The following is a 24958-nucleotide window of genomic DNA, read 5'->3' as shown; positions in this document are numbered from 1 at the left end:
CAGCGGATCCCGCTTCGGCGCAGGTAGCCACTTGTTGTGACTGAGCACAGAAGCAGTACGCAACCCCCGACTCGCATACCGCCGCCCCAGCGTCCCCAACCAATTCCTGGGACCCGCACCGACGGTTCGCGAGGCGCTGACCAGCGACGAAGGATTGGTCAGCTGCCGCCACGGCAAGGGATTCCTGTGGGCGGGTGGATCCGACCGTGTGAGATCTCCGAGGGTGGGCACGCGAATGTTCGAGAGGGTAACGCCGCGTCTGATCGACGGCGAAATACAGATTTCTCTCAACCTGCACGCAATGAAGGAGCTACGCATGAGCGACATCTGGGGATACCGGCCGACCACGGGCTACACCGCCGGCACGAACTTGACCGGTTACAAGGTCGAGGCGACCGACGGAAGCATCGGCAAGGTCGACAAGCACTCCGATGAGGTTGGCTCCTCCTGCATCGTGGTCGACACCGGCGTCTGGATCTTCGGTAAGCACGTACTGCTGCCTGCCGGAACCATCACCCTCATCGACGCCTCGGAGAAGAAGATCCATGTCTCGCGCACCAAGGCCGAGATCAAGGACTCACCCGAGTTCGACAAGGACAAGCACCTCGGCGACCCGGGCTATCACGAAGCGGTCGGTGAATATTACGACGCCCCTCGCCTCTGACACGAGCCCCTGAAGCGCAAGGCCGGGGTGGGCCAGGGATTTCCTGGCCCACCCCGGCATATCCGCGGCGGACCGGGGCCGGGAGAACGGAACACCGGCGGGCGGGTTCGTTCGGCTCCGGCGAGGGCGCCGACACCGTGGCCCTGCCGCCCTCGGAATCACGGAGCGAACGACCAGCGCTTCGCCTGTCACGCTGCTCAAGCGGCGTGCTCAGCCGTATCCGATTGCTCAAGGCTTGGGCGCCGTGGCCAGTCATGGCGCCTGCGCGAGGTCGTCCACGCCCTGGACGACCTCGGTGCGGTCGGTATCGGCGTGACCACGACCGTACTCGGCCGCACACTCGCCGATCCGCCTTTCGCCCCCCTCTCTACGAGGAGCTCGATCGGCGCGGTGCCGTCCTGTATGTCCACCCGGCCGGCGAAGGGGCCGCCAGCCCGCTGATCACCGGGCACAGCATGACATGGATGGTCGGGGCACCGGTCGAGGACACGGTGGCGGTCATGCACCTGATCCTCGCGGGCATCCCCGTGCGCCATCTGCGGATGCGCATCCTGGCCTCGCACCTGGGCGGGGCGCTGCCATTGTTGCCGCGCCGGCTTGACGACCATCTGGCGTTCGAGTCCCCTGAGACGCCCGAGCTGCCATCGGTCGCCGTCGGCCGCCTGTGGTTCGACACTGTCAGCCACGTGCATTCGCCGGCGCTCGTCGCCGCCGCGGCATCATTCGGGGCGGACCGCCTCGTACTCGGAACGGATTTTCCGTACGAGGACGGAGAGGTCTTCCTGCGGGCCGTGGACTACATTGCTGACTCAGGGCTCGCCCCGGAGGGGGTCTCGATGATCCTCGACACCAATGCGGCAGACCTGCTCGGCCTGTCCGGGCCGTGACCGGCCCCGTGCACGGCATGGCCCAGCACGCGCGAACCAGCCGCACTTCTTGCCAACAGGTCGGACGCTCAGTCCCGCCACGTCAAGTGTCTGCCCGCCAGGTGCAGACCACAGCATGCTGCTGCTCGTAAGCAATGTGGCGGCCTCGTCCTCGTGGGGCGCCGAGCGGCCAAGCCACGGCAGCCACGGATGGCAGCAAGGTGAAAGCCGCACCCAGCGCCCCTTGGCGGCCCAACCTCACGAACGGCTTGCCCCTCCCGTCCCAGGAACGTAAGGCCAATCAGCGTGCTCAGCCGCAGGGGATGTGACTGAGCACCGTACTTGGCACGTGTGGTCAAGTACGGCGCTCACCTCACTCGTACCGTGGTCGGCAGGCACCAGTCAGTTTCGGGGTGATCTGCCGTCAGCCCGTGATACGGCCCAACACGGCACGGAACCATTCCCGCCCCGCCTCGACGCTCGACTCCCACGGCCCTGCGTCGTCACCGGACGCCGAGAGGGACTGGATCCGCTGCTCCTGGGCGCGGAAACGCGGACGGTCGGCATGCCAGAGGTCGCGTACAGACTCCGCGTAGCAGTCCAGGTCGGCTTCCCGTCCGGCCGCGCCGCCCCTGCAAGGCCCATGAACAATGGCGGCATGAGTTCCGCGCAGGCGGCTACGTACACACGGATCGTCCCGCTGCCCTCACCGCGAACCGCATCAGTGACAGCCTCTTCCGCCGGCGTCTCCATTTCCACATCTCTCCCCGCGCCGGCCCGGGCGGGTTTCGCCGGTTGTCGCGCGCACCTCCAGCAGGCCAGGGCGGTTATCTCGTACTGACCCTGCTCCAAGAAGTACCGCATATCCTCGTGCGTGCCGTCGACTGCATCCTCTGCCGCCGCACGGAGCACGCTGAGGTCCTGCGCGCCTTCCTGGATGGCGTTCGAGACCACTGGCACGCCCGGCTGCCAACCGATGTCACAAATCGAGTCGCTGGCTCGTCATCAGGAGAACGGCATCCCACGACGGAGTGCCCAGCAACTCAATTCCCCACAGAAACGGAGAAATCGTGTTCGCCGCCTACGTCACGGTCACCATCCTCGGCGCGGTCTTCAACGGTGCCGCCGCCGTCACCTACCTGATCGGCCACGAATACCCCAAGACCCAGGCGGACATGAAGGGCATCCCCCGCAAATGGGTACCGGTGCTGGGCATGCTGCTGGCAGCGGGCACCGTGGGGCTGCTGGCCGGGCTCGCCGTGCCGTTCCTGGGGACCCTCGCCGCCTCCGGCCTCGTGCTGTACTTCATCGGCGCAATCATCGCCCACCTGCGGGTGGGCTCCCGCAACATCGTAGGCGGCATAGTGTTTCTCTCCACCGCGGCGGCCGCCCTGGCTCTGGGCCTGGTCCACCACGGCCTCTGGTGACCCGCGGGGCCCAGAAGATCCGCGCCCGTCACCACGGCGGCCGTCGCCGTCCTCCCTGCCCCTCTGGCCCGCCGGATCACGCCCTCGAACTGCTGTCGGAGCCGTACGGGGCACGGGCCGGACTCACCGATCGGCAGATACAGATTGGCCAATTCCGAATCTGTATCTGCCAGTTGGATCCTCATCACGCAAAACGATGCACCGGATCAGTTCCCGCCGCGAAGGGAAGCCCCGCAGATTGATCACAACCCGACACGCGCGCTTGTCGCGCTGTTCGGCAGCAGTCATCGACGCACCGGAGCTCCGCGAGGTCCTTGTTCGGGCGGCCTGACCGACCAGCGAAGGAACGACTGAACTGCTGCCCCGACTGAACGGAGCAACGGACTCTGATCGGTCGCATGCGGTCGTGCCGCTCGAGTGCCCGCTCCATCTCCAGCTCGGGGACAACCGACGCGCCACCACCGGCGATGGCCTCGGTCCTCCAGAGGAATGCTGCAGCCGGAGCCGTCTGCTGCGAAGGCACGGCCGTCGGTCGTCGTTGCCCACGCGGCGCGTCGCCCCCGCAGGCCTCACTCCTGCCGCAGGCTCATGACCAGCTCACGTGGCAGACCATGGGTGTCGTGGAGGTAGTGGAAGTCCTCCTCGGTCAGCCGGCCTTGGAACCGGGGTCGGGCGAGCACTTGCCGACCCCGCTCCAGGAGCCGACGGAACCGGCGCTCCTCCTCGAGCAACATCCGTAGTACGTCGCCTGGGCGCATGTCCTGCCGGAAGTGGTCCAGGGTGTGCTGGACCAGTTCTTCCGGCAGGTCTTCGACACCAAGTGAGGGCTCGTCCCGCCAGAGCACGGTCAGCACCCGCCGTACCAGGCGGCGCAGCACGTAGCCCCGTCCGGTGTTGGCCGGGCGCACGCCGTCGCCGAGCACCACGACGGCCGAGCGCAGGTGGTCGCAGACCAGACGAAGTGAGGGCTCCTCCAGGGGCCACAGGGGCGGCACGAGGCGGCGCCAAGGGTCGAAGACGTCGCACTCGAACACGGACGACTTGCCCTGGAGCAGTGAGGACAGCCGCTCCAGGCCGAGTCCGGTGTCGACATTGCGCTGGGGTAGAGGTACGAGGGAACCGTCGTCGAGCCGTCGGTGGGTCATCATCACGTGGTTCCACACCTCCACCCAGCGGTCGTCGCGGGTGGGGGTTGACCGGGGTGGGCAGTCACCGCTCCACAGGAAGATCTCCGAGTCAGGACCACACGGTCCGACAGGTCCGTTGGACCACCAGTTGTCCTCCACGGTGAGTTCAACGGGGACACCGCGGTCCTGCCACAGCTGAAGGGAAGCGGTGTCGGGCCCGGTCTGACTGTCACCGGCATGGACGGTGGCATGCAGCAGGCCAGGATCGATACCCAGTCCCTCGGTGAGCAACCCGTATCCCCAGTCGAGACTGAGCGGGCCTTCGTAGTCGCCCAGCGACCAGGTACCGAGCATCTCGAAGACTGTCAGGTGAGTGGCGTCGCCGACCTCCTCCAGGTCCGTGGTGCGCAGACACCGCTGCACGTTGACCAGCCGCCTGCCCAGCGGATGGGAGCGGCCCTCCAGGTATGGAGTGAGCGGGTGCATGCCGGAGGTGGTGAACAGCACGGGGTCACCGGGCGGTGGCAGCAGCGTCGAGCCGACGATCCGGCGATGGGCGCGCTCTTCGAAGTACTCGATGAACCTACTGACCAGCTGTTCTGTCTTCATGGGTTGACTCCTTCGCGTCACAGCGGGGAGGCACCGGAGAACGGGACCGTTCAGTCGTCCGGCCGGGGCCAGGGGCGCCACGGCACTACCGACGGACCGTTTCCGGTCGCCGGGGGGAGGGGAAGGTCAGGCGGCGGCAACCGGCGAGCTGGTCGCTCGCGCGGTCGCGATGATGTTGAGGCCGGTGACGTTCATGCGGATGACCATAACGCGGTCCTGCCCACCGAAGCATTCGAATTTTCCGCCAGAACATCCCACGCGACTGTCCCGTGAGACAGAGCGGCCGGGGCGTCTCACCACTTCTACGAGGCATCAGAGATGCCAAATGAAGCGCTCAGTCACATGTTGTCGTAGTGGCTAGCAGTCAGCGTCCTGGCCGATCGCCCGGATGACGTCGGCAAGCCGGACCAGGTGGTGGCCCACGGCTCGGTCCTCGTGGGCGAGCAGGCCCTCAAGGTGCTGCCACGACTCCGAGAGCCGCCCGATCGTGATCGCTGTCGGCTCGTTGTGGACGTCGTACAGTTCATCTCCCGGAACAGACCAGAAGTAGTCGTGTTCGAGTGTCACCGTACTGCCCGCTGAAGCTTCAATGTGCCGCAGCGCCAGCTCGAAGGCACGCCGGAGTTGATCGAGCGGGATCTGCAGGGGTTCGCTGGGCATGCGCTCATCTTGGTCGGTCAGGAGCCTCGTTGGGTCCACCCGGCTTGATATCGACGGATCCGAACGGCCGACGGTCGAGGCCAAGGGTCAGCCAGTTGCGGGTAGCACTGTGGGAAGTACGCAAGTCCCGGAAGCGTATCGACGCGAGATCACCCGTACAGGTTCATGACAACGTGGCTAGTGTGATCAGGTGACAGAATTCAGCATCCTCGGCAACAGCACTGAGTGGCAGATGGACTTCGAGCGGCGGCTACGCGGCTCGTACACGGCGGCCGGGCTCGGTGCGGCCGCGGCGGAGCGCATGCTCGATGAGGTACGCGCCAGCGTCGGCGACTGGACCGTCGCTGAGATAGCGGATGCCGGGACCCGAGTGGGATACGTCGCCGTGGTCGTGGCTGACGACAACGGCGCGCTCGCGGGCCGTATCGGCGACCTCCGCGTCGACGCGCTCCACACCGGGCGGGGGCACGAGCAGGACGCCCGGGACTGGGCCGAGGGATGGTGCGCTGAGCGCGACGCACACCGGGTGGACATACGGCTCACCGAGCCCGCCGGCGAGCTGTTCGACGGTTACTCCGTCCTCGGCCAGCTCAGGGCGCGGCGCGTCAGTTCCCCGCCGGAATCACTCGATGGCGTCACCGCACGGCCGATGACACAGGCCGAATATCCCGAGTGGCTCGCCTCCGAGAAGGTCGCCTACGTCGGCGACATCGTCCGGGCGGGTGCCCTTGGCCCCGAGGAGGCCGTACGCAAGTCCGACCGCGACTTCGCGAAGCTGATTCCCGAGGGCCTGGCGACGCCGGACAACACGTTCCTGATGCTCGAGGCGGCGGGCGAGCAGATCGGCACCGGCTGGTTGAAGCACGGATACCTCCCGGGGGTCACCTACGGCTACTCGCTGCACATCCAGGAGCAGCACCGCGGCAAAGGGTACGGTCGGGCCGCGATGGCAGCCGGCGAACGGGCAACGCTCGCAGCCGGCGACTCGGCGCTGATGTTCACCGTGTGGGGCGGTAACGAGGTGGCAATGAACCTGTACACGAGCGCCGGCTACCAAGTCATAGAGGAAAGCCGTTCAATTGACCTTCCCCGCTCCGCGGCCTGACGCGAATCACCACAGCACGACGGAGCCGCCGACCCGCTACCTGACCTGCATCCGCGTGGCCTCCGCATCTCCGAGCTCAGGCTTCGACTGGCCGAACCCCCACGCTCACGGCGCCGTTCCTTCATCCTCCCCGAGCTGCATGTGCGCTTCCCCAGCAACTTTGAGGGGGCCTCAGGCAGTCTTTGGACCGGGCTTTGGCGTCGCGCAGCAAGTAGGGCCGTTGCTCAGCGGGTCTCGTCGCTCCTGGGCTGGGAGGGGGCCGTTGGGTGCGCGGAGTCAGTCAGCTCGGTGTCGGCCGCCAGGCGGCTTCGGCGGCCTGGGCGGTGGTGTGCGTGGGGAAAACCTGTTCCAGGCCCACGATGCGGAAGATGCGGCTGACGCGGTCGGGGACCGCCGCCAGGACGATGGCCGCCTTCGCGGCCAGGGCGTGGTTGCGGGCGGCCAGCAGGACAGTGATCCCGGTGGAGTCGCAGAAGGTGAGGCGCCCGAGATCGAGGACGAGCTGTTGCCCCGCTCGCAGGTCGAGCTCCAGTAGCGCGGTGCGGACGTCGGAGGCGGTGTGTCGGTCCAGTTCCCCGACCAGTTCCATGACAGGTCCGGCGGGAGTGGCGCGGGTGTGGAGGGTCAGTCGCTGGGTCACTGCTGCTCTTCACTGGTCGGTCGGGGCACGTTGATGGCCAGGACGGCGGTGTCGTCGTCCACGCCGGTGCCGAAGGTGTCGAGCAGGTCGCGGATCGCGACGATCGTGTCCGTGGCGGTGGTGGGTGCGAGGGTGCGGGCGAAGTCGAGGAGGGCTTCGTCGCCGTAGCGGTCGGTGGCTCCGGTGCTCGCGGTGTGGGCTTCGGTGAGGCCGTCGGTGTGCAGCAGAAGGGTGTCGCCGGGGTTCAGGCGGATGGTGGTGGTGGCGATGTGAGCGTCGGGCAGGACGCCGATGAGCTGGCCGCCGGGGGTGGGCAGGTAGTCGGCGGTTCCGTCGGCACGCATCAGCAGGGCGGAGGGATGTCCGCCGCTGGCCAGGGTGACGCGGAAACCGCCCTGCTCGCCGTAGGGGGTGAGCAGGCCGAAGATCACGGTGCAGAACCGGGGGTCGGTCCCGCTGTACTCGTGGTTCAAGACAGTGTTGAGGTTGCCGAGCACAGCTGCGGGGTCCGGGTCGTAGACGGCGGCGGCACGCAGCGTGTAGCGGGCGAGGGAGGTGACGGCCGCGGCGGCGGCACCTTTGCCGCACACGTCCCCCAGGAACAACCCCCAGGTGCCGGCGGCCAGCGGGAAGAGATCGTAGAAGTCGCCGCCGACCTCATCGGCGGAAGCGATGTGATAGTGCGCGGCGACGTTCAAACCAGGCACGTTCGCCAGGGCCGGCGGCAGCAGAGTCTTCTGCAGGGTGGCGTTCAGGCGCTTGAGATGTTCGCGTTCCCGCTCGGCTTCCTGGCGGGCGCGCAGCAGCTCGGTTTCGTAGGCGCGGCGGTCACGGGCGTCGAAGACGGTGGTGCGGATCAGCAACGGCTGCCCGTCGCTGCCCGTCTTCACCGTCGAGGTGACCAGGACCGGAAGACGGGAGCCGTCGGCGGCCTTGAGCTCCAGGGCGATGCCGCTGATCTCACCCTGCATGCGCAGCAGCGGCGCGTAATGCGTCTCGTGATAGAGCCGCCCGCCGACGCTCAGCAGGTCGGAGAAGTGCCTGCGACCCACCAGATCACCGCGCTCGTAGCCGAGCCAGTCCAGCAATGTGGTGTTGACCTTGGCGATCTGGCCGTCCAGCAGGGTGGACAGGTAGCCGCACGGGGCGTGCTCGTACAGGTCCTCGGCACTGTCCTCCAGCAGCGCGGAGAATTGCGCCTCCGCGCCAACCGGCTTCCTGTCCCCTTCCAGGCCCCGGCCCTCTTCCTCATCGCCGGCCTTGCCCATCATCTGACGGTTCCCACGAACGCGGTGATCGCCGCAGCGGTCTCCTCCGGCGCGGCAAGCTGGGGACAGTGCCCTGTCGCGTTCAACGTGACGAGCCGACTGCCGGGTATCTGCGCGTGGACGAACGCGCCCACCTCCGGCGGCGCGATTGCGTCACTGGAGCACTGAGCGACCAGTGTGGGAACACCCACCTGGGCAAGGTCCGCACGGTTGTCGGACAGGAACGTCACCCGCGCAAAGATGCGTGCGATGTCCGGATCGGTACGGCAGAAACTGTTGGTCAGCTCCTCCCCCAGCTCCGGCCGGTCCGGGTTGCCCATGATGACCGGCGCCATCGCACCCGACCATCCCAGATAGTTCGCCTCCAGCGATTCCAGCAGCTCATTGATGTCCGCGGCACTGAACCCGCCCCGGTAGCCGGTGGCCGGATCGTCGATGAAGCACGGTGACGGGGCGAGCAGCACCAGCCCGGCGAACGTCTCCGGCTCTCGCGCGGCGGCCAGCACGCCCATCATTGCGCTCACCGAATGCCCCACGAAGATCACCGGGCCGAGCGCCAACTCGTGGCAAATCTCCAGCACATCGTCGACGTACCCGTCGAGCGTCGCATAGCGCTCCTGGCTCCACGCCGACAGGTCCGAACGCCCCGCGCCCACGTGGTCGAAGAGGACCACGGTGAAATCGCGCTCGAGTGCCGGCACTACCAGGCGCCACATGTTCTGGTCGCACCCGAACCCGTGCGCCAGCATCACCACCGGCGCCCCGGACCGCCCGGTCACCGTCACATGGTTCCTGCTCCGTACATCCATGCGGCACATCCTGGCAGACCGAAACCACCATGCATCGTCGTCAACGACATCCAGCGCGCCCTCGTACACCAGGCCCGCAACCGCAGGCCTGAGCTGGGCAGCCATCGGCGAGATGCTGCACGTGACCCGGCAGGCTGCTTTCCGGCGCGGCGGGGCCTCGGACGCCTCCGACAATGCGGCGGAAACGGTCGTGCAGCTGCCCGGTGCAGCCGATGATCATCAGAACGGGCGCCGAGGTCAAGGGCCAAGATGACAAGACGCAGGACGCGGGTCACATCCGCGCTGCTGCATTTCTCCAGCCCTCGGGGCGCAGCAACGATCGTGGCGTTCCTACGCACCCGCGTCCATGGGCCCGAATCCCTCTTCTGGCTGAAGGACAGGCCATATGCGCTCCTCACCGGCCATCCGACCTGCAAGTCTGTTTACGGAGCCGCGGGGACTCGCGCAGGCCGGCACGGACATCACCGTTCGGACCGATGAGTTTCTGCGCGCCACGGCGTCCAAGAAGTGGGGACGGTCGCGTCTCCCCCCGCCGAAGCGGCTGAGTCGGCCTCGAGGTCGAAGAGAGAGTGGTGCGCGATGAAGCTGGTTGTGCAGGAGTTCCTGACGCTCGACGGTGTCTCCCAGGGGCCGGGGTCCCCGGACGAGGACACCAGCGACGGGTTCACGCGGGGTGGCTGGTTCGTGCCGCACCTGGACGAGGAGTTCGACCGGCTCGTCGGCACCTGGCTCGGCGAGGCGGACGCATTCCTGTTCGGCCGCCGTACCTACCAGAACTTCGCGCGGGACTGGCCGAAGATGACCGACCATCCCTTCGCCGGCATCTTGAACGGCCTGCCGAAGTACGTGGCCTCCCACAGCTTGACCAATGCCGAGTGGAACCCGACCTCGATCCTGTCCGGCGACATCCCCGCCCAAGTCGCCGAGTTGAAGCGGCAGCCCGGCCGGGAACTGCAGATCCACGGCAGCGCTCAGCTGGCCCAGTCCCTGCTGGCCGCCGGGCTGATCGACACATTGCGGCTCGTCATCGCCCCGGTCGTGGTGGGCCAAGGACGACGCCTGTTCCCGGACGGCGGAGCACCGGCCGGGCTGCGGCTCGTCAGCCATCAGGCGACACCGGGCGGCCTCTCGGTGCACACCTTCGAAGCAACGGGGCTTCCGGAGTACGGGACCTACGGGGCCGACGCGTAGGCCCTTGGCGCAAAATCGACACCGCCGGAAGTGATCACCGGTCGAACTCCCGTACCTCGACTGGCGATCACTGATGACACGACCGTGCACATCCGTTCGTGTGGACCAAAACTGCCGACCAGATCCTCAAGAATGCCAACCGTGAAGCTCACTTCAAACGCCGAGCCCTGGCGAGCGTAGGCCCTCATGGTCGAACATAGAACGTATGAGTGACCAACCAGTGCGATGGACCCAGGCAACCGTCTGGGTGGGACAGTGACGAGGGCCGGGGGCTACATCCGCCGCCGAAGGCGCGTGCAGGATTGCGGCGAACGACGAGTCAGCGCGGACGCTCGTGATCACTACGCGACCCAGCAGTAGACGCCTTGGCTCTGGCTTCTGGCACTCCTGACGAGGGCAGCCAGTTCACTCACGATCTCATCGGCGATCTCAGCCTCGATTACCTCGCCGTCCTCCGAACGCTGTTTGACCCACGATGCGGCGACTTCACGCAACCGGGACCGCTCGGCCCCGGCGAGGGCGGTGAGCAGACGAGGCGAGATCGCGAACACGACGCACCCACCATCATCCTGACCAGCAACGATTCGTGGCTCGCCGGCTTGGACAAGTTCCTCGAAGCTGCTGTCGGCAAGGAGGCATTCCCACTCGACCACGGCCAACTCAGGATCGAAGTTGCCGAACGAGTGGGACTCGAATGCGCGTACCGGCCCGGTGTGAAGCGCCAGAGCCGCTGACGTGTCATCCGGTGCCACGAAGAACTTGACCACGATACTCACCACGGCATGATGCCTGACTGCCCCGACCGACCTCCACTGTGATCGCCCGGACAAGTCCAAGCTGACGCCCGGCTCGATGCGGACAGGCACTGGAGGGGGCCCATGGCGTCAGAGGGCGATCAGCCCAGCCGGCGTCTCCCTGAAGTCACAGGCATCGAAATAGAACGAACGCAGATGTTCTTCGAAGTCGACGTGAAGCCACTCGCACTTCGCGGCACGGGCTTCCTTGGCCGCAACCGCGACAAGCGCAGCGCCAATCCCTCGCGACCGGCGATGCCGGGCGACCACCGTATCCAGGATGAAGGCGTGAGCTCCGCCGTCCCAAACAACGTTGACGAAGCCGCTCAGAGCGCCGTCTTCCCACGCGCAGACCCAGCCGAGGCTGTGATCCTCAAGTCGTGCTCGCCAGTCGGTCTGAGCGACCGGGGTACCGAAGCCGTCGGCGTGCAGCGCGTTGAGAGACGCGTTGTCGAAGTCACCCCGCCACTCGTACTTGATCGTCACGTCCCGATCCTAATGTCCGTACCCAGTCCGGTACTGACGGGCATCGATTGCGGGGCGAGGAGAATCCGCTCGGGGAGTCGTCGATAGCCTGCGCGCCGAACATCTGGCGCTTGAACATCTTGATCCTTCTGTGGAATCAGATTCGTCAAGCCCGAGAGGCAGGGGCCCGGACATCGGCCGACCGCCCGAGCACGACCTGCGCCAGGCACGTAATGTCCCGCACCAGCACAACCCTCGGCGCCCTCCGGATGTCCCACAGGTGAATTCCACACCTCGGACACTCTTGGAGCCCCCGTGCGCACACGGATACGGACGTACGCCACAGCAGCCACCGTCGTCGCTGCGGCCACCGCCGGGCTGACCCTCCCGGCCTCGGCCGCCGCTCCCCCGCAGACCGCCAGCGACTTCAACGCCGACGGGTACGCCGACCTCGCCGTCGGAGTACCGGACGGCGCGGTCGGCGGCAAGGCGAGAGCCGGCTACGTCAACATCGTCTGGGGCGGCCCGAAGGGAATCGGCGCCCACGGCAGCATCCGCATCAGCCAGGCCACCGCCGAGGTCCCCGGCACCCCCGAGACGGGCGACCGCTTCGGCGCCTCCGTGGCACTGGTTGACACCAGCGGGGACGGCGTCGCGGAACTCCTCGTCGGCGCCCCCGGCGAGGATGTCACCGGCCGCGGCACGGACGCCGGCTCGGTCACCGCGGTGGGCGGCGCCAAGGGCGGTCCGGGCCCGGGCTCCGTGGTCCTCAACGGCCCGTCCGCATCGGCGGCCTTCGGCCTGGCGGTCGCCTCGGCCGACCTGACCGGCGACGGCAGCAGGGACATTGTGATCGGTGGCAAGGACAAGGTCGTCCTGCGCACCGCCGACGGCATCTACACCACCGTCCTCACCGCCCCGATGGGCGGCCGCGCCCCCATCCTCACCAGCGGCGACTTCACCGAGGACGGCACAGCGGACCTGGCCGTCGGGTACTGGACGAACACCCCGTTCACCCAGTCGCACGTACGCCTGTGGGCCTGGGACGCAACCGAGCAGTCCATGGCCAACACCTGGAACACCGACAACGCCGGAGTCTCTGCCCTCGCCGCAGGCGACTTCGACGGCGACGGCCACGACGACCTGGCCCTCGGCGAGTGCCGGGAGATCGCCGACGAGAACGTGGACGACCCGTGCGGCCCCGAGGAGATCGCCAAGGGCGGCGGCATCCACGTCCACTACGGCAACGCCACACCCGGCAGCTTCGGGTTCCGCCGGCAGACCCTCAACCAGGACACGGTCGGCGTGGCGGGCGTCGCGGAGGCCGGTGACCGCTTCGGCGCCGCTCTCGCCGTCGCCGACATCAACAACGACGGCCGGGACGACCTGATAGCCGGCGCCCCCGGTGAGGCGATCGGCACCCGCTCGGGCGCGGGCGCCGCAACCCTTCTGTTCGGCGGCCCGACCGGCCTCGTCGACGCGTGGGGCGAGGGCCACTCCGTCGGGTTCCAGCAGGACACCCCGCGCGTGCCGGGCGTCGCGGAAACCGCCGACGCCTTTGGTGCCGCCGTCGCGACCGGCGACTACAACCACGACGGCAGGGCGGACGTGGCGGTCGGCTCCCCGGGTGAGAACGCGGGCTCAGGCGGCGTGTGGCTGCTGCCCCGGGCGAGCGTCAACGGCTCCTCCGCCTTCACACCCGCCAAGCTGGGTCTGCCCTCCCCGTCGAGCGCGCTCGCATACGGCAGGTACCTCAGCAGCCAGTGACGGCCACCGAATCCGTCCGAAGGCCGGCCGAGGTTCACCGACGGCCCTGCCGCGAACCGTGGCGGCGCACGCCGGAGGACCCCGGGAACCCTGAAGAACGCCTGGCAGATCCCTGAAGGGGTCGTTCTTATGGCAGGCGTCGGCCTGCAACCGCTCGTCCACGGAGTCACGCCGCCGACGGCCTACGAAGCTGCATGCCGTCAAGGGCTACGACTATGACCACGGGTACGCTGCCCGCTCGCTGAAAACCGCTCCGAGGAGGAGCAACAAGGGGGTGCAATCATGCGCAGAGCTTCGGGAATCACGCAGAGAGGCATAGTGGCCTTCGCCGTGCTGGCCACTGTGCTCACGGCTGCGGGGTGCGGCACGGACGACGAGCTGACGGGCTCCCGGACCACGGGCTCCGCCGACACGGCAGACGCCGGCGGCAAGGACGCCCCGCCAAAAGCCCCGGCGAGCTCCCTCACTTGGGAGTTCGAGCACATCGCGGACTTCAGCGGAGACCTCACCGATGTCGCCGTTCTGGCCGAGGACGACATCTGGGCGGTCGGGACCGAGAACAACGGCAAGGCCAACGCTCACTTGCTGCACTACGACGGTACGCAGTGGAAGCGCGAGCCCGTTCCCGAAGCTCTCGGCACCACCGACTACCCGCCCGTGCTCGAAGAGGTCGGCGAGGAAGTCCTGTGGCTGCGGCCCCAGACCTATGAAGTGGGCGCCGGCGTGACCCCCTGGGCGAGGTGGGACGGCACCCGCTGGTCCGCGGTGCCGAACCCCCCGCCGGGCAATGTCGGGGACTTCGAGGCCGCGGGCCCGGACGACATCTGGGCCCTCAACGGCGAGCAGACCGCAGTGCACTGGGACGGCACCCGTTGGAACACGACCCGGCTGCCGTACGGCACCTCCGACCTCGCGGTGGTGGGACCGGACGACGTCTGGGCGGTCGGCAGCCGCTCGACCGGGCCGGGCACCGAGCTGGGTTACGGCGAGCGGTACAGCCAGCCCGTCTCGATGCACTGGGACGGCACGTCCTGGAAGTCGGTGGAGACTCCGCAGGCCCGCTTCGAGGAGCCGATCCCGCCGGAGCCCAGCGCCGGGCTCGGCCAGGTCTTCGCGCTGGACAGCGGTGAGGTGCGCGCGTACGGCAACAACTCCTTCAACCACGGCGAGGTCGAGAACGAACCCGCGGACGAGTTCATCCGGCTGCGCTGGGACGGCTCCAAGTGGGTCGAACAGGAGCCCGCACCCGGTGGGTGCGCTCTGCGGACCCCGGTGGATCAGGACGACGAGGGCCTGTTCCTCGACGGCAACTGGTACCTGACCGATGACGGCCGGTGCGTGAAGATCAAGCGCCACCGCCTGCCCCTGACGACCGGTGCCCGCAAGGGGTCGAACCAGTCGCTGTGGCTCAAGGAGATCCATCGGGTGCCCGGCACCGACGAGTGGCTGGGCGCCGGACACGTCCAGGTCAACCAGTCCGGCGACCCCTTCGGCGCCCCCGTCGTCGTACGCCTGAAGCGCGGCGGCTGACTTCTGGTTCCTCGTGGAAGCATCCCGCGGAGCTCGGAAACGAGAGAGCCACCGAAACCTCACGTTCACCACCGAGCAGGTGGTGGTCGGTAGTGCCTGACGGACGAGGCTCTCGGGCCGGCGCGATGTTCAGTCACCAGCACGAAAGCCTCGTCCGTCTGCACCTGCAGCGCGGTGTGCCCGTATGCGAGGGGACGCAGCCGGGAGGCCACCCGGCCACCGCTGCTCTGACGCCGCCGTCGTCGACGCGTCCCCTCGCGGTCATGTCCCGGGACTCAGCAGACGCCGGCGGCCGCTCAGATGCCGGGGAGCGCGATCCGGGTGTAGGTCAGTCCCGCGCTGGTGCCGCCGGGGCTGGTGACGGTGACCTGGACGGCTCCAGCCGATCCGGTGGGGGCGGTGGCGGTGATCTGCGTGGCGGACACGGTCGTGAACGCAGCTGCTGTGGTACCGAAGCGGACAGCTGTCACGTCGCCGAGGTTGGTTCCGGTGAGTGTCACCGTGGTGCCGCCCGTGGGTGGTCCTTGATCGGGAGACAGGTCCGTCAGGGTGGGCAGCGCGACGTATTGGAAGGCCACCCCTCCGCCGGTGCCGCCTGGGGTGATGACCGTGATCTGGGCGAACCCCGTGGATCCGGGAGGGGAGGTGGCAGTGATCTGCGTGGCCGACACGACCGAGAATGCTGCTGCCGTGGCACCGAAACGGACAGTCGTGGCGTTGAGCAAGTTGGTTCCGGTGAGTGTCACAGCGGTGCCGCCTGCGGTGGGTCCTTGACCAGGAGACACGGCTGTCAGGGTCGGCAGCGCGACGTAGTAGTAGGCAACGCCTCCGCTGGTGCCGCCGGGGCTGGTGACGGTGACCTGAGCAGGTCCCGGGAATCCGGCAGGGGTCGATGGGGTGACGGAGTTGATCTGCGTGGTGGACAGGACCGAGAACGCAGCCGTTGCGGTGCCGAAGCGGACTGTCGTCGCTTGGCTGAGGTTGGTTCCGGTGAGTGTCACAGCGGTGCCGCCCGCCATGGGTCCTTGACCGGGAGACACAGCTGTCAAGGTCGGCAGCGCGACGTAGTAGTAGGCAACCCCTCCGCTGGTGCCGCCCGGGCTGATGACGGTGACCTGGACGGATCCCTCGGATCCGGGAGGGGCGGTGGCGGTGATCTGTGTGGAGGACACGAGCGTGAACGCGGTTGCTGTGGTGCCGAAGCGGACAGCTGTCACGTCGCCGAGGTTGGTCCCGGTGAGTGTCACCGTGGTGCCGCCCGCGGTGGGTCCTTGATTGGGAGAAAGGCCCGTCAGGGCAGGTGTCGTCATGGTGCCTCTTCGCAGCGGTGGGCGGATACGGCCATAGGGGTGGGGCACGGTGACGGCCCGGGCGCCTTCCGGGGTGCCCGGGCCGCCTGCTCGCCCGGCATGTGCCGGGAAGAGAGCGTCGATCAGATACCGGGGCCCGCCACGTAGGTGAACCCGGCGGCTGCGGTGGCGCTCCCGCCGGTTGTGCTGACGACGACATCGACCGCGCCCGCGCTGCCGGGCGGTGTGAACACTGACACCGTGGTGCTGTTGATCACCACGAACGGCGCGGCTACGCCGTCGAAGGTGACCGACTCGGTGGTCGACAGGTCGGTTCCGGTGATCGTGACCGCGGTGCCGCCGGAAGTCGAACCTGACGTCGGCGTCAGCGAGGTGATCGCGGGTACATCCACGTAGGTGTAGGAGAACCCGTTGTTCGTACCGCCCGCGGTGGTGACGCTCACGCCGACCGAACCGCTGGTGCCGGCAGGAACGGTGACGCTCAGCAGGCTGTCGGAGGTGATGGTCGGGGTTGCGTTGTTGCCTCCGAAGGCGACGGACGATGCGGTTGCGAGACCGGTGCCGCTGATGGTGACGGTGTTGCCGCCGGCGGAGGGCCCGGAAGCAGCACTCAGCGAAGCCTTGAACGGCGCGCCGATGTAGTAGAAGTTGAGCGGGTTGCTCGTGCCTGCGGCCGTGGTCACCGTGACGGGGACCGTACCGCTGCCCGAGGGGGAGGTCACGGTCACGGAAGTCGGGGTGTTGGCGGTGATTGCGGCCGGCTTGCTTCCGAACTTCACGGCAGTGGCCCCGGCGAGGTTGGTCCCGGTAATGGTGACGGTTGTGCCACCGCCGGTGGTTCCCTGGTTCGGAGAAATGGGCATGGTGACCTCCTAGAAGGCAAACCGATGGTTGGGACGAGGTGTTGCTCTGCCCGGTGGGTCATGTGTCGTTACTCGTCAGCAACGCGTGCACCGCACTGGAATTGGCGGTACACAGGAGAAACCGGGTGCTCCCTGCATGCGCTCGAATTCCATGGAGCCGACGGCTGTCGACCGGATTCGAATGCGTGCCCCTGAACGCGGGGCGTCAAGGAGTAGGTTGGGGGAAGGGGAATGACACCGCCGTCGGCGGGGCCTGGCCGTTCGAACGTGCTGCACCGCCGCCGGCCCAGTCGTGGGAGTGGGCCTACAGTGCGGCTCAGCTACGTCTATTGACCCATCTGCGCCAGCCTGGGCACAACCCCCTCATGACGGGATCCTAATAATTGCCGATTTCCGTCTCGCTCTCGTTCGCTAATATCGAACGAATCTGCAAAGTCGAGGGGTGTGGAGAGATGCTCTCGCGATTTCGGTCCGGCAGAGAACCGCACTCCGCTCCTGGCCGGTTGACTCGGATGCGGAGCCGACCTTCGCCCGAAACTCCGCCGGAATTCCCTCAAGCGAGCTCTGCATAAAGCGCGTTGTGCAAAGTTGCAGTCAGACCGTCCGGTCGGCCGGTCAATTCCGATTCGGGCATGACCGTCTTCCGTGCGGAAGGCGCACCATGCGGGGTGATCAATCGATTTTCGGCCGCCTCGAACGTGCATGATCTGTCGCGTGCGCGCGAGGTGGGCGACGGCCGCCGGAACCCGGGCCGGTACGAGCGCGAGGCGTTCAGGAGTCGCGAAGGAATTCATCGACAATCCCCGGCTCCGTCGTGGCGGCGAAGGCCGGCGCCGTCCGCGCCGGGAGGTCCGGGAATGCGGTAGTTTGCTCACCGGCGCCCGGACGATCCGCTCACGCCGGAGGAAGCCGCCGCGGGCCTTCTGGACTTTGACCCGGTGGAAGTGGAGGAAGCCCTGAGATGTGGTGGAACATCGTGGGGCGGTCCAACGAGCTTGACCCCCACGCTCGTTCAGACTTTATGAAGGCACTCGCTCTGGCGAGGTGAAGTGCAACGACCGTGCTCCGTTGCCCGCTCCCAGGCGCACGCTGATGCCCCTGAAACCGCGCGGACGGGGTTAACGGGTGTGGCCGGATCAATGTTCCCCGGTCACTGTCCGTCGCTGGTTCGTGTCCCGCCCCTTGGTGAGGTCGCGGACACCATGTGTGGGCAGCGCACCGCACGCGGTGGGAAGGGTATGTCCGTCTCCTCAGCCATGGCCAGGAAGAACTTTCGTCCCACCGAGGACTGTCGGGACGTGGACCAGGCATAGCCCGGGCACGGCGCCAGGGCGGTATGCAGTGCTTCACGTCCCAGACCGTGCCCCTGCCGGCAGCCGACGATGGAGATGCGGTCTATGTAGCCGAGCCGGCACGGGTGGCAGACCTGGTACTCCAGCTGCCCCACCACTCGCTCTCGGTGCTCTCGTACGAGGACGGCCTGGCGGCCCGCCGGTGTGTCCGCGGTGACGCGTTCGAAGTGGACCACCGGTAGCCGCGCCGGACCACTCACCTCGTTCGCCGGACCTCGGTGGCGTCCCGTTTGAAGGCCCACTCCATCTTGGGTTCCATCGCGGGACGGAAGATCCGCTGCACGGGCGGGGTGCACAGTGCGGTGATGACCGTTGCGGCGACGAGGGTGGCGGTGATCTGGCCGAACGGCTGGTGGAGCCAGTCCTGGTCGTACCAGTGCCAGAAGCGGGAGCCCTTGGCGAGGAAGCCGTGGAGCAGATAGCCGTACAGCGTCCCGGCGCCGAGAGCGGTGAACCACACTTCGCGCCGGGGTACCCAGGCGAAGAAGCAGGCGACCAGAATCACCGAGCATCCGAACAGGGCGAGCGTCATGACGGCGCCGGTCCAGCCCGGCGCGGCCAGTTCCTGGGCGCTGTCGCGGCGGTAGAACCAGGCCGCGTTCATCTGCGGGGCCGCCCAGTACGCGACGGCCAGGGCGCCGGCGAAGACGGGGACGGCCAGCAGGCGGACCTCGCGGCGGCGTACCAGCTGGAAGTGGGCCGGCTGCAGGCAGAGACCGAGTACGAAGAAGGGCAGGAATTGCAGGACGCGCTGCAGGTCGAGGTCGTCACCGATGTCGGGCGAGACCGACGCGAGCACCGCGATGGCGAGCGCCAGCGGCAGCGGCCAGCGCACGACCTTCCACAGCGGGGTCGTGAGCCGCCAGATGACAAGCGCAGCCAGGAACCAGGTCAAATACCAGGGGTCCAGCAGACTGATCGGATACGACGGGTCGCCGCCCGCCCACCGCTTGAAGAATGTGTACGCGACCTCGAAGACCACGTACGGAACGGCGACGCCGTTCACCAGGCGTTTGATCCGGCCGGGGCTCGCGTCGAAGCTGCGCGAGAAGTAGCCGGAGATGACGATGAACGCCGGCATGTGGAAGGTGTAGACGGTGATGTACAGCGCGGCCGCTGCCCGGCTGTCCCCGCGCAGCGGCTCCCACGCGTGGCCCATCGCCACCAGCACGATCGCCAGGTACTTGGCGTTGTCGAAGAACGCGTCCCGCTTCTTCGCCGACGTGGGTGGTGTGGCGGGCGCCTTCCCTGGGGCCCGTCCGCTGTCCGCGCCCTTTGCCGGGGCCTGCCGCTGGGGACGCAGTGACGTCGACGGCTGCTGTGTGGGCCGCATCGTTTCGCTCATGAGCGATCCCACGTACAACATATGGAACCCTTGCAGAGCATCTGCCGTCTTACAAAAAATGTGGGGGTGGCGTCGCTGTGAAACATCTGAGGCACCGTAATCACCAGCCTCGGGCCGCGCAAGCCCGAACCGGTGACAGCTTCGCGCGGATCACAGGTGACGAGTGATGGCGGGAAGCAGGTCCTGGCAGGTGCGTCCTGCGGCGGGTTCGCCCAGGGCGGCCATCTGTCGCCTCCGGATCGGTAGATCTTGGCCATGACTTGCGCGGTGTGGTGACCGCCGCCGGTAGGGGTGTAGCGGGCGAGTTCCTGCCCGGTGGTCTCGTCGATGAGACGGCGGTACGCGTTCTGGACTTCCACGAAGGTCTGGCGGGTGAAGGAGTTCACCGTGAAGGCGATCCGGTCCACCTGCGCCGGCACGCGCTGGAGGTCGACGAGGATCGACTCGTCGTCCTGCCCGGTGCCGCCCACCGGATTGTCGCCGCTGTGCTGGACGGATCCGTCCTTACAGGTCAGCTGCTGGAAGAAGACGACGTCGACGTGGTGGCCGCCCGCGAAGAGAACGGCGGAGGCGTCGAGGTCGATCTCGCGGGTGCCGGTCAGCTTGGCCAGGAAGCCCTTGCGTGGGGCGGCTTGCCCGCCCCGGGGCCGCGGTTGCGGCGTCCGGCCGGCAAGCCGGGCGCCGCAACCGCGCACGTCAGGCCGGCGAGGTGGCCGCTCGGCCGAAGTGCCGGGCGAGGAACCGGACCGCGCTGTCGGCCTCGAACCTGGGGAAGTCGAAGTGCTTGCCCGCGTTGGCGTGCAACGTCTTCTCCTTCGAGGCAGAGGCGTCGAACAGCGCGAGGCCGGCCTCGCCCGAGCATCATCCCGTCCAACCCCTTTCCCCGCCGCGTGATCACGTCTCCGGGCAGGCCCCAGTCAGACGTCATCTCAATTGGCCCTGCCCGTACTTGAATGCGGGTGGCACTGGACTGGACCCTGGCGCATGATCACGTGATGGCGAGTCCTGCTGCCTTTCGGGACCAGACCAACTGGTCCGATGGTTTCTACGAGCTGGCTATAGAGGTTGGATCGAGTGATGACGCCCAACTTCAGGCCGTCCTGAGTGCTCTGTGGTCCGCCGCAGGCGTCCACGGGTGCTTTGGGCAGAGAGACCGTGAGCCTGAGGAGCAGGATTCCGTGCCGTGCACGGTTGGCTCTCTGACCGAGTTCGGCCACCTTCACGGTCAGGTCCGTCTGCCGACGGGGCAACTGGTCGTGTGCGGTTGCGTGGCGATCCGCGGCGGTGATGAAAGCGGTGACTGGCTGGACTTTTACGTCCCCATGGGCGCGCTGGACCACGCGGGAATTGCGTACTGGGACGGTCAGCCGTGCTTCAGGTCCAACGTGATGGACGACTGGCTGGCTGCCATCGGGACCGCGACTTTCAAGAGCGCCTCCTTCAGCCTGGGGGTGATCGGCTTCGAGGTCTCCGGCTCCACCGACGCATCGACGCTGGCAGGGCAGTTGCCGCAGACACGAGACATCGGATACCTGCTTCCACAAGGCGACGCCCTGCACTACGGCGCGGCCAATGCCTGAGCCTTCCGGCTCCCGGTAGGCAGGAGCCTGCGGCAGCAGATGAGAGTGCAGGCGATGCCGGTGAAGGCGAGGAAGTGGTCGGCTTTGCGTTCGTAGCGTCGGTGGAGACGTCGGCAGCCGGCGATCCAGGCCACCTGCTCGACTCAGGCGCGCACCTGCTTGTGGGACTTGTTGTGGGATTCCTTCCAGCTGGGCAGAGCTTCGCTCTTGCGCCGCCTGTGGGGCATGACAAGTCCGGTACCGGGATAGCCACCGGCGGTGATTATGGTGATCCAGCACAGACGCAACGGCTGGACCCGGACGTTCGCCGTCACCGGCCCTTGACCTAGAGCGCGGTCCAGCATCTAGCGTCTCCGTCATGACGACACCTCAGCACAGAATCGGATCGGGCTTCGGTGCCCGGAGCACCGCGGACGACGTCCTGAGCGGGATCGACCTGTCCGGCAGCACCGCGATCGTCACCGGTGGCTACTCGGGACTTGGTCTGGAGACAACTCGCGCCCTGGCGGGTGCCGGGGCGCGCGTCGTGGTCCCCGCCCGGCGACGGGCAGCCGCCCAGGAGGCGGTCGAGGGCATCGACGGCGTCGAGACCGACGACCTCGACTTGTCCGACCTCGAAAGCGTCCGCGGTTTCGCCGAGCGGTTCCTGGCCTCGGGTCGCAAGGTCGACATCGTGATCAACAACGCTGGGGTCATGGCCTGCCCCGAGACGCGGGTCGGCCCGGGGTGGGAGGCGCAGTTCGCCACGAACCACCTCGGCCACTACGCGCTGATCAACCATCTCTGGCCGGCGATCGCCCGCGGTGGCGCCCGCGTGGTCGCCGTGTCCTCCGGCGCCCACGGCATCACCAGCGTGCGCTGGGACGATGTGCAGTTCGAGCGTGGCTACGACAGATGGCAGGCGTACGGGCAGGCGAAGACGGCGAACGTGCTGTTCGCCATGCAGCTCGATGCGCTCGGCCGCGACGCCGGAGTCCGAGCGTTCGCGCTGCATCCGGGCAGCATCCTCACCCCGCTGCAGCGCCACCTCGCGAAGGCGGAGATGGTCGACGCGGGCTGGATCGACGAGAACGGCAACCCGACCGATCCCACCTTCAAGACGCCCGGGCAGGGCGCGGCGACGCAGGTATGGGCGGCGACCTCCCCCCAGCTGGCAGGCATGGGCGGCGTGTACTGCGAGGACTGCGACATAGCCGAGCCGGCCGGCGACGGCTCGGAAGGCGGCGTGCACGCACATGCGACCGACCCCGAGCAGGCCGCGCGCCTGTGGGCGCTGTCGGCCGACCTCACGGGCGTCGACGCTTTCGCGGCGGCAACCTAGCCCCCCGGGCCGGTCACACCATACGAATCGGCGTCCACCATTCGGGGGACACGGTGATAACGCGGACCACGCGGCCGGTGGTGCTCTACGAGTCCGGGTTCGCACCGCGGTGGTACTGCCGCGTGAGGACATCCAGGAGAAGGATGTACGTCCCGCGCCCCTGGACCGAGGACCGCCAGCGGTGCGCGTCGGCCGGCAGCCCCGCCGATGTTGGCTTCGCCACCAAGCCCGCTCCAGCCGCACAGATGATCGCCCGCACCCTGGACTCCGGCGTCCCGGCGCGCTGGGTGGCCGGCAACGAGGTCTACGGGGGCAACCCGACTCTTCGCACCGAGCTGGAACAGCGTGAGGTCGGCTACGTCCTCGCCGTCGCCTGCGACCACCGATCGCCACGAAGCGAGGAGCGGGCGGCTGCCCTGGTCAAGGAGATGCCCAGGCGGGCCTGGCAGAGGCTCTCGGCCGGGACCGGGGCGAACGGCCACCGCTTCTACGACCGGGCCGTGGTCCACATTGCCGACGACCGCCCCGGACACAACCAGGTCCTGGTCCGTCGAAACCGGCGCACAGGCGAACTCGTCTTCTGCCGCTGCTATTCATCCACCGCCGTGCCACTGTCCACGCTCGTAGGGGTGGTCGGGCGCAGGTGGACGGTCGAGGAGACCTTCCAGTCGGGAAAGGGACTGACCGGACTGGACGAGCACCAGGTCCGCCGGTGGACGTAGTGGCACCGATGGGTCACCCTCGCGATGCTCGCGCACGCCTTCCTCGCCGTCGCCACCGCAGACGCACTCACCGGCACCCACCAGACGGACTGATCCCGTTGACCAGCAACGAGATCGCACACCTGTTCAACACTCTGATCGTGCGGCCCCCCCACGCCGCAGCGCACCGCCTCCGCTGGTCCCACTGGCGACGACGCCACCAGGCCCGAGCCCGTGACAGCCACTACCTGCGACAAGCAGCAGCTCAACCATGATCACGATCTACAACTGGCGTACTGGGCTCCACACCACTCACGGAGACCTTCGTGTCCCACCGGAATGCCCGGATGACCGTTCACGGGCGGCGGCTGCTGGTTGAACGTGTCCGTTCCGGCCGACCGGTCGGAACCGGGTGCGGACTGTCGGTGCGGTGGTGTGTGATCGGGTGTATGGCGATTGTGTTAGGCAAGCCGGGAGTCGACGGGCTGAGCGAGGCTGTGGGCGTGCTGCGGGAGTGGCAGTACGACGGGGCGCCGATGCAGTTGCATCCGGGGGACCTGGGCTGGTTCTGGCGTTTAGGTGCGGAAGCGACCGCCGCGGCGGTCAGGACGTGGAGCCGGGAAGGACAGATTCTCGCCGTCGGACTGCTGGACGGTCCCGGACTGTTGCGGCTGACGATCGCGCCGGACGCTCATCGGGACGAGGAGCTGGCGCAGCAGTTGGTTGAAGACGTGACCGAGCCGGAGCGCGGCGTTTTGCCCGAGGGGAAGGCGAACATCGAGGCGCCGATGGGTGCGCTGGTCCAAGATCTGCTGTTCGAGGACGGCTGGAACGCCGACGAGCCGTGGACGCCGCTGCGCCGCAATCTCACGGACCGGGTGAATGACCCGGGCGTGCGGATCGAGGCGGTCGGGCCGGAGCAGGCGCACGTGTTTGCCGCCGTACATCGGGCAGCGTTCGACGGGTCGAGGTTCACGGACGAGCGCTGGCACGCGATGGCGGCCGGATTGCCGTACGCCGACGCCCGGTGTCTGGTCGCGTACGACGACCAGGGCACCGCGGTCGCGGCGGTGACGGTGTGGTCGGCCGGTCCGGGTAGGCCCGGGTTGCTCGAACCGATGGGCGTACACCGGGAACATCGCCGTCACGGCTACGGCGAGGCGGTCACCGTTGGCGCGGCGGCCGCACTCCAGGAGCTGGGCTCGTCGAGCGCGATCGTCTGCGCCCCGAGCTCCAATGTCGGCGCCGTCGCCACCTACAAATCAGCCGGCTTCCAGCAACGCCCCGAGGTCCGGGACCAATACCGGGACGCCTAGGACGCTCACGGGCCATCTACGGCCCTCAGTTACAAGTGCTGTGACTGAGCGTCGTAGATGGCCCGCCTGGCCAGGTGTGTACTCACTCGGGGGCGATCGGTTGGGTCAGGTCGCTCGCCCGCCCGCGATCGAGCGCAGACTGGGACGGAGGCGAGGCGGCTCGTCGCCGGGTACTCCGTCGGGCAGCTCGGTCTGCTGTGGATGGAGGCCTACGTTTCAACTCCTCACGCCGGCTTCCGGGCGGAGGG

The 24958-nt window shown here is 67.8% G+C and carries 22 protein-coding genes and 4 pseudogenes; 12 read left to right on the top strand and 14 right to left on the bottom strand.

All coding sequences use genetic code 11. The features are described from left to right. Positions 1–316: 316 nt before the first annotated feature. Both OHA88_RS42040 and OHA88_RS42035 read left to right on the top strand, forming a co-directional pair. The gene (locus OHA88_RS42040) at positions 317–664 is read left to right on the top strand and encodes a PRC-barrel domain containing protein (RefSeq protein ID WP_328629464.1); all 348 of its coding nucleotides are present in this window, start codon (positions 317–319) and stop codon (positions 662–664) included. A gap of 254 nt (positions 665–918) precedes the next feature. Continuing rightward, positions 919–1551, top strand: a complete 633-nt coding sequence (locus OHA88_RS42035; RefSeq protein ID WP_328629940.1) for an amidohydrolase family protein — start codon at positions 919–921, stop codon at positions 1549–1551. A gap of 381 nt (positions 1552–1932) precedes the next feature. On the opposite strand, the gene OHA88_RS42030 is transcribed toward OHA88_RS42035, so the two are convergent. Further along, entirely contained in the window at positions 1933–2442 is a 510-nt protein-coding gene (locus tag OHA88_RS42030; RefSeq protein WP_328629939.1) for a hypothetical protein, read from the bottom strand. A gap of 158 nt (positions 2443–2600) precedes the next feature. Here OHA88_RS42030 and OHA88_RS42025 point away from each other — a divergent pair, with 158 nt between their 5' ends. Continuing rightward, positions 2601–2957 (top strand): DoxX family protein, encoded by a 357-nt coding sequence (locus OHA88_RS42025; RefSeq protein WP_328629463.1) that lies wholly within the window; start codon positions 2601–2603, stop codon positions 2955–2957. A 569-nt stretch (positions 2958–3526) separates the two neighbouring features. On the opposite strand, the gene OHA88_RS42020 is transcribed toward OHA88_RS42025, so the two are convergent. Next, positions 3527–4693 carry an alanine--tRNA ligase-related protein gene (locus tag OHA88_RS42020; RefSeq protein ID WP_328629462.1) on the bottom strand — a complete coding sequence of 389 codons (1167 nt, stop codon included), beginning with the start codon at positions 4691–4693 and terminating at the stop codon, positions 3527–3529. 357 nt (positions 4694–5050) lie between these two features. After that, on the bottom strand, positions 5051–5353 hold the full coding sequence (locus OHA88_RS42015) for a hypothetical protein (RefSeq protein WP_328629461.1): 303 nt from the start codon (positions 5351–5353) through the stop codon (positions 5051–5053). A 190-nt stretch (positions 5354–5543) separates the two neighbouring features. On the opposite strand from OHA88_RS42015, the gene OHA88_RS42010 reads away from it, so the two are divergent. Then, positions 5544–6458, top strand: a complete 915-nt coding sequence (locus tag OHA88_RS42010) for a GNAT family N-acetyltransferase (protein ID WP_328629460.1) — start codon at positions 5544–5546, stop codon at positions 6456–6458. 280 nt (positions 6459–6738) lie between these two features. Here OHA88_RS42010 and OHA88_RS42005 read toward each other — a convergent pair whose 3' ends face one another. From OHA88_RS42005 to OHA88_RS41995, 3 genes are read right to left on the bottom strand one after another with little or no spacing between them, the layout of a single operon-like run. Further along, positions 6739–7098, bottom strand: a complete 360-nt coding sequence (locus tag OHA88_RS42005) for an STAS domain-containing protein (RefSeq protein WP_328629459.1) — start codon at positions 7096–7098, stop codon at positions 6739–6741. Continuing rightward, positions 7095–8366, bottom strand: a complete 1272-nt coding sequence (locus OHA88_RS42000; RefSeq protein ID WP_328629938.1) for a PP2C family protein-serine/threonine phosphatase — start codon at positions 8364–8366, stop codon at positions 7095–7097. The genes OHA88_RS42005 and OHA88_RS42000 overlap by 4 nt, the downstream gene beginning before the upstream one ends. Further along, positions 8366–9175, bottom strand: a complete 810-nt coding sequence (locus OHA88_RS41995) for an alpha/beta fold hydrolase (protein ID WP_328629937.1) — start codon at positions 9173–9175, stop codon at positions 8366–8368. Before OHA88_RS41995 ends, OHA88_RS42000 begins: the two co-directional genes overlap by 1 nt. A 579-nt stretch (positions 9176–9754) precedes the next feature. Here OHA88_RS41995 and OHA88_RS41990 point away from each other — a divergent pair. After that, positions 9755–10366 (top strand): dihydrofolate reductase family protein, encoded by a 612-nt coding sequence (locus tag OHA88_RS41990; protein ID WP_328629458.1) that lies wholly within the window; start codon positions 9755–9757, stop codon positions 10364–10366. A 341-nt stretch (positions 10367–10707) separates the two neighbouring features. On the opposite strand, the gene OHA88_RS41985 is transcribed toward OHA88_RS41990, so the two are convergent. Together OHA88_RS41985 and OHA88_RS41980 are read right to left on the bottom strand one after the other, a co-directional pair. Continuing rightward, positions 10708–11142 (bottom strand): hypothetical protein, encoded by a 435-nt coding sequence (locus tag OHA88_RS41985; protein WP_328629457.1) that lies wholly within the window; start codon positions 11140–11142, stop codon positions 10708–10710. Between the two features lie 108 nt (positions 11143–11250). Continuing rightward, positions 11251–11646: a GNAT family N-acetyltransferase gene (locus OHA88_RS41980; RefSeq protein ID WP_328629456.1), complete on the bottom strand. Its 396-nt coding sequence runs from the start codon at positions 11644–11646 to the stop codon at positions 11251–11253. 294 nt (positions 11647–11940) lie between these two features. Here OHA88_RS41980 and OHA88_RS41975 point away from each other — a divergent pair, with 294 nt between their 5' ends. Together OHA88_RS41975 and OHA88_RS41965 are read left to right on the top strand one after the other, a co-directional pair. Beyond that, positions 11941–13392 carry an FG-GAP-like repeat-containing protein gene (locus tag OHA88_RS41975; RefSeq protein WP_328629455.1) on the top strand — a complete coding sequence of 484 codons (1452 nt, stop codon included), beginning with the start codon at positions 11941–11943 and terminating at the stop codon, positions 13390–13392. Positions 13393–13674: 282 nt separating this feature from the next. After that, a complete protein-coding gene (locus OHA88_RS41965; protein ID WP_328629454.1) occupies positions 13675–14922 on the top strand; it encodes a hypothetical protein in 1248 nt (415 codons plus the stop codon). A gap of 296 nt (positions 14923–15218) precedes the next feature. On the opposite strand, the gene OHA88_RS41960 is transcribed toward OHA88_RS41965, so the two are convergent. Next, positions 15219–16232 carry an IPT/TIG domain-containing protein gene (locus OHA88_RS41960; protein ID WP_328629453.1) on the bottom strand — a complete coding sequence of 338 codons (1014 nt, stop codon included), beginning with the start codon at positions 16230–16232 and terminating at the stop codon, positions 15219–15221. Between the two features lie 122 nt (positions 16233–16354). Next, complete coding sequence (locus OHA88_RS41955) at positions 16355–17095, bottom strand: IPT/TIG domain-containing protein (protein ID WP_328629452.1); 741 nt, start codon at positions 17093–17095, stop codon at positions 16355–16357. A gap of 1360 nt (positions 17096–18455) precedes the next feature. On the opposite strand from OHA88_RS41955, the gene OHA88_RS41950 reads away from it, so the two are divergent. Then, entirely contained in the window at positions 18456–18629 is a 174-nt protein-coding gene (locus tag OHA88_RS41950; RefSeq protein WP_328629451.1) for a hypothetical protein, read from the top strand. Between the two features lie 14 nt (positions 18630–18643). On the opposite strand, the gene OHA88_RS41945 is transcribed toward OHA88_RS41950, so the two are convergent. The 3 genes and pseudogenes from OHA88_RS41945 to OHA88_RS41935 form a co-directional block, all read right to left on the bottom strand. Then, positions 18644–19792, bottom strand: coding sequence for an acyltransferase family protein (locus OHA88_RS41945; protein WP_328629450.1), 1149 nt, complete (start codon positions 19790–19792; stop codon positions 18644–18646). A 150-nt stretch (positions 19793–19942) separates the two neighbouring features. Then, positions 19943–20433 (bottom strand): annotated as a pseudogene (locus OHA88_RS41940) (TerD family protein); the annotation flags it as partial. A 55-nt stretch (positions 20434–20488) separates the two neighbouring features. Beyond that, positions 20489–20650 (bottom strand): annotated as a pseudogene (locus tag OHA88_RS41935) (alpha/beta hydrolase); the annotation flags it as partial. Positions 20651–20751: 101 nt separating this feature from the next. Here OHA88_RS41935 and OHA88_RS41930 point away from each other — a divergent pair. Further along, a complete protein-coding gene (locus OHA88_RS41930; protein ID WP_328629449.1) occupies positions 20752–21372 on the top strand; it encodes a hypothetical protein in 621 nt (206 codons plus the stop codon). A 146-nt stretch (positions 21373–21518) separates the two neighbouring features. Here OHA88_RS41930 and OHA88_RS41925 read toward each other — a convergent pair. Further along, positions 21519–21635, bottom strand: a pseudogene (locus tag OHA88_RS41925) (IS5/IS1182 family transposase); the annotation flags it as partial. A 95-nt stretch (positions 21636–21730) separates the two neighbouring features. Between OHA88_RS41925 and OHA88_RS41920 the strand changes: the two are divergent. From OHA88_RS41920 to OHA88_RS41905, 3 genes and pseudogenes are all read left to right on the top strand, one after another. Beyond that, positions 21731–22693, top strand: a complete 963-nt coding sequence (locus OHA88_RS41920) for an SDR family NAD(P)-dependent oxidoreductase (protein WP_328629448.1) — start codon at positions 21731–21733, stop codon at positions 22691–22693. A gap of 137 nt (positions 22694–22830) precedes the next feature. Continuing rightward, positions 22831–23669 (top strand): annotated as a pseudogene (locus OHA88_RS41915) (IS701 family transposase); the annotation flags it as partial. A 174-nt stretch (positions 23670–23843) separates the two neighbouring features. Continuing rightward, entirely contained in the window at positions 23844–24710 is an 867-nt protein-coding gene (locus OHA88_RS41905; RefSeq protein ID WP_328629936.1) for a GNAT family N-acetyltransferase, read from the top strand. The last annotated feature ends 248 nt before the right edge of the window (positions 24711–24958 follow it).

The organism is Streptomyces sp. NBC_00353, from assembly GCF_036108815.1.
Classification (GTDB): domain Bacteria; phylum Actinomycetota; class Actinomycetes; order Streptomycetales; family Streptomycetaceae; genus Streptomyces.
The sequence above is the reverse complement of the archived record's forward strand: the minus strand, read 5'-3'. Positions and strand labels throughout refer to the sequence as shown.

Coding starts and splice junctions, on each gene's coding strand:
- OHA88_RS42040 (WP_328629464.1), top strand. CDS start 317: ATGAGCGACATCTGGGGATACCGGCCGACCACGGGCTACACCGCCGGC.
- OHA88_RS42035 (WP_328629940.1), top strand. CDS start 919: ATGGCGCCTGCGCGAGGTCGTCCACGCCCTGGACGACCTCGGTGCGGT.
- OHA88_RS42020 (WP_328629462.1), bottom strand. CDS start 4,693: ATGAAGACAGAACAGCTGGTCAGTAGGTTCATCGAGTACTTCGAAGAG.
- OHA88_RS42015 (WP_328629461.1), bottom strand. CDS start 5,353: ATGCCCAGCGAACCCCTGCAGATCCCGCTCGATCAACTCCGGCGTGCC.
- OHA88_RS42000 (WP_328629938.1), bottom strand. CDS start 8,366: ATGGGCAAGGCCGGCGATGAGGAAGAGGGCCGGGGCCTGGAAGGGGAC.
- OHA88_RS41995 (WP_328629937.1), bottom strand. CDS start 9,175: ATGGATGTACGGAGCAGGAACCATGTGACGGTGACCGGGCGGTCCGGG.
- OHA88_RS41990 (WP_328629458.1), top strand. CDS start 9,755: ATGAAGCTGGTTGTGCAGGAGTTCCTGACGCTCGACGGTGTCTCCCAG.
- OHA88_RS41965 (WP_328629454.1), top strand. CDS start 13,675: ATGCGCAGAGCTTCGGGAATCACGCAGAGAGGCATAGTGGCCTTCGCC.
- OHA88_RS41960 (WP_328629453.1), bottom strand. CDS start 16,232: ATGACGACACCTGCCCTGACGGGCCTTTCTCCCAATCAAGGACCCACC.
- OHA88_RS41955 (WP_328629452.1), bottom strand. CDS start 17,095: ATGCCCATTTCTCCGAACCAGGGAACCACCGGCGGTGGCACAACCGTC.
- OHA88_RS41945 (WP_328629450.1), bottom strand. CDS start 19,792: ATGAGCGAAACGATGCGGCCCACACAGCAGCCGTCGACGTCACTGCGT.
- OHA88_RS41920 (WP_328629448.1), top strand. CDS start 21,731: ATGACGACACCTCAGCACAGAATCGGATCGGGCTTCGGTGCCCGGAGC.
- OHA88_RS41905 (WP_328629936.1), top strand. CDS start 23,844: ATGGCGATTGTGTTAGGCAAGCCGGGAGTCGACGGGCTGAGCGAGGCT.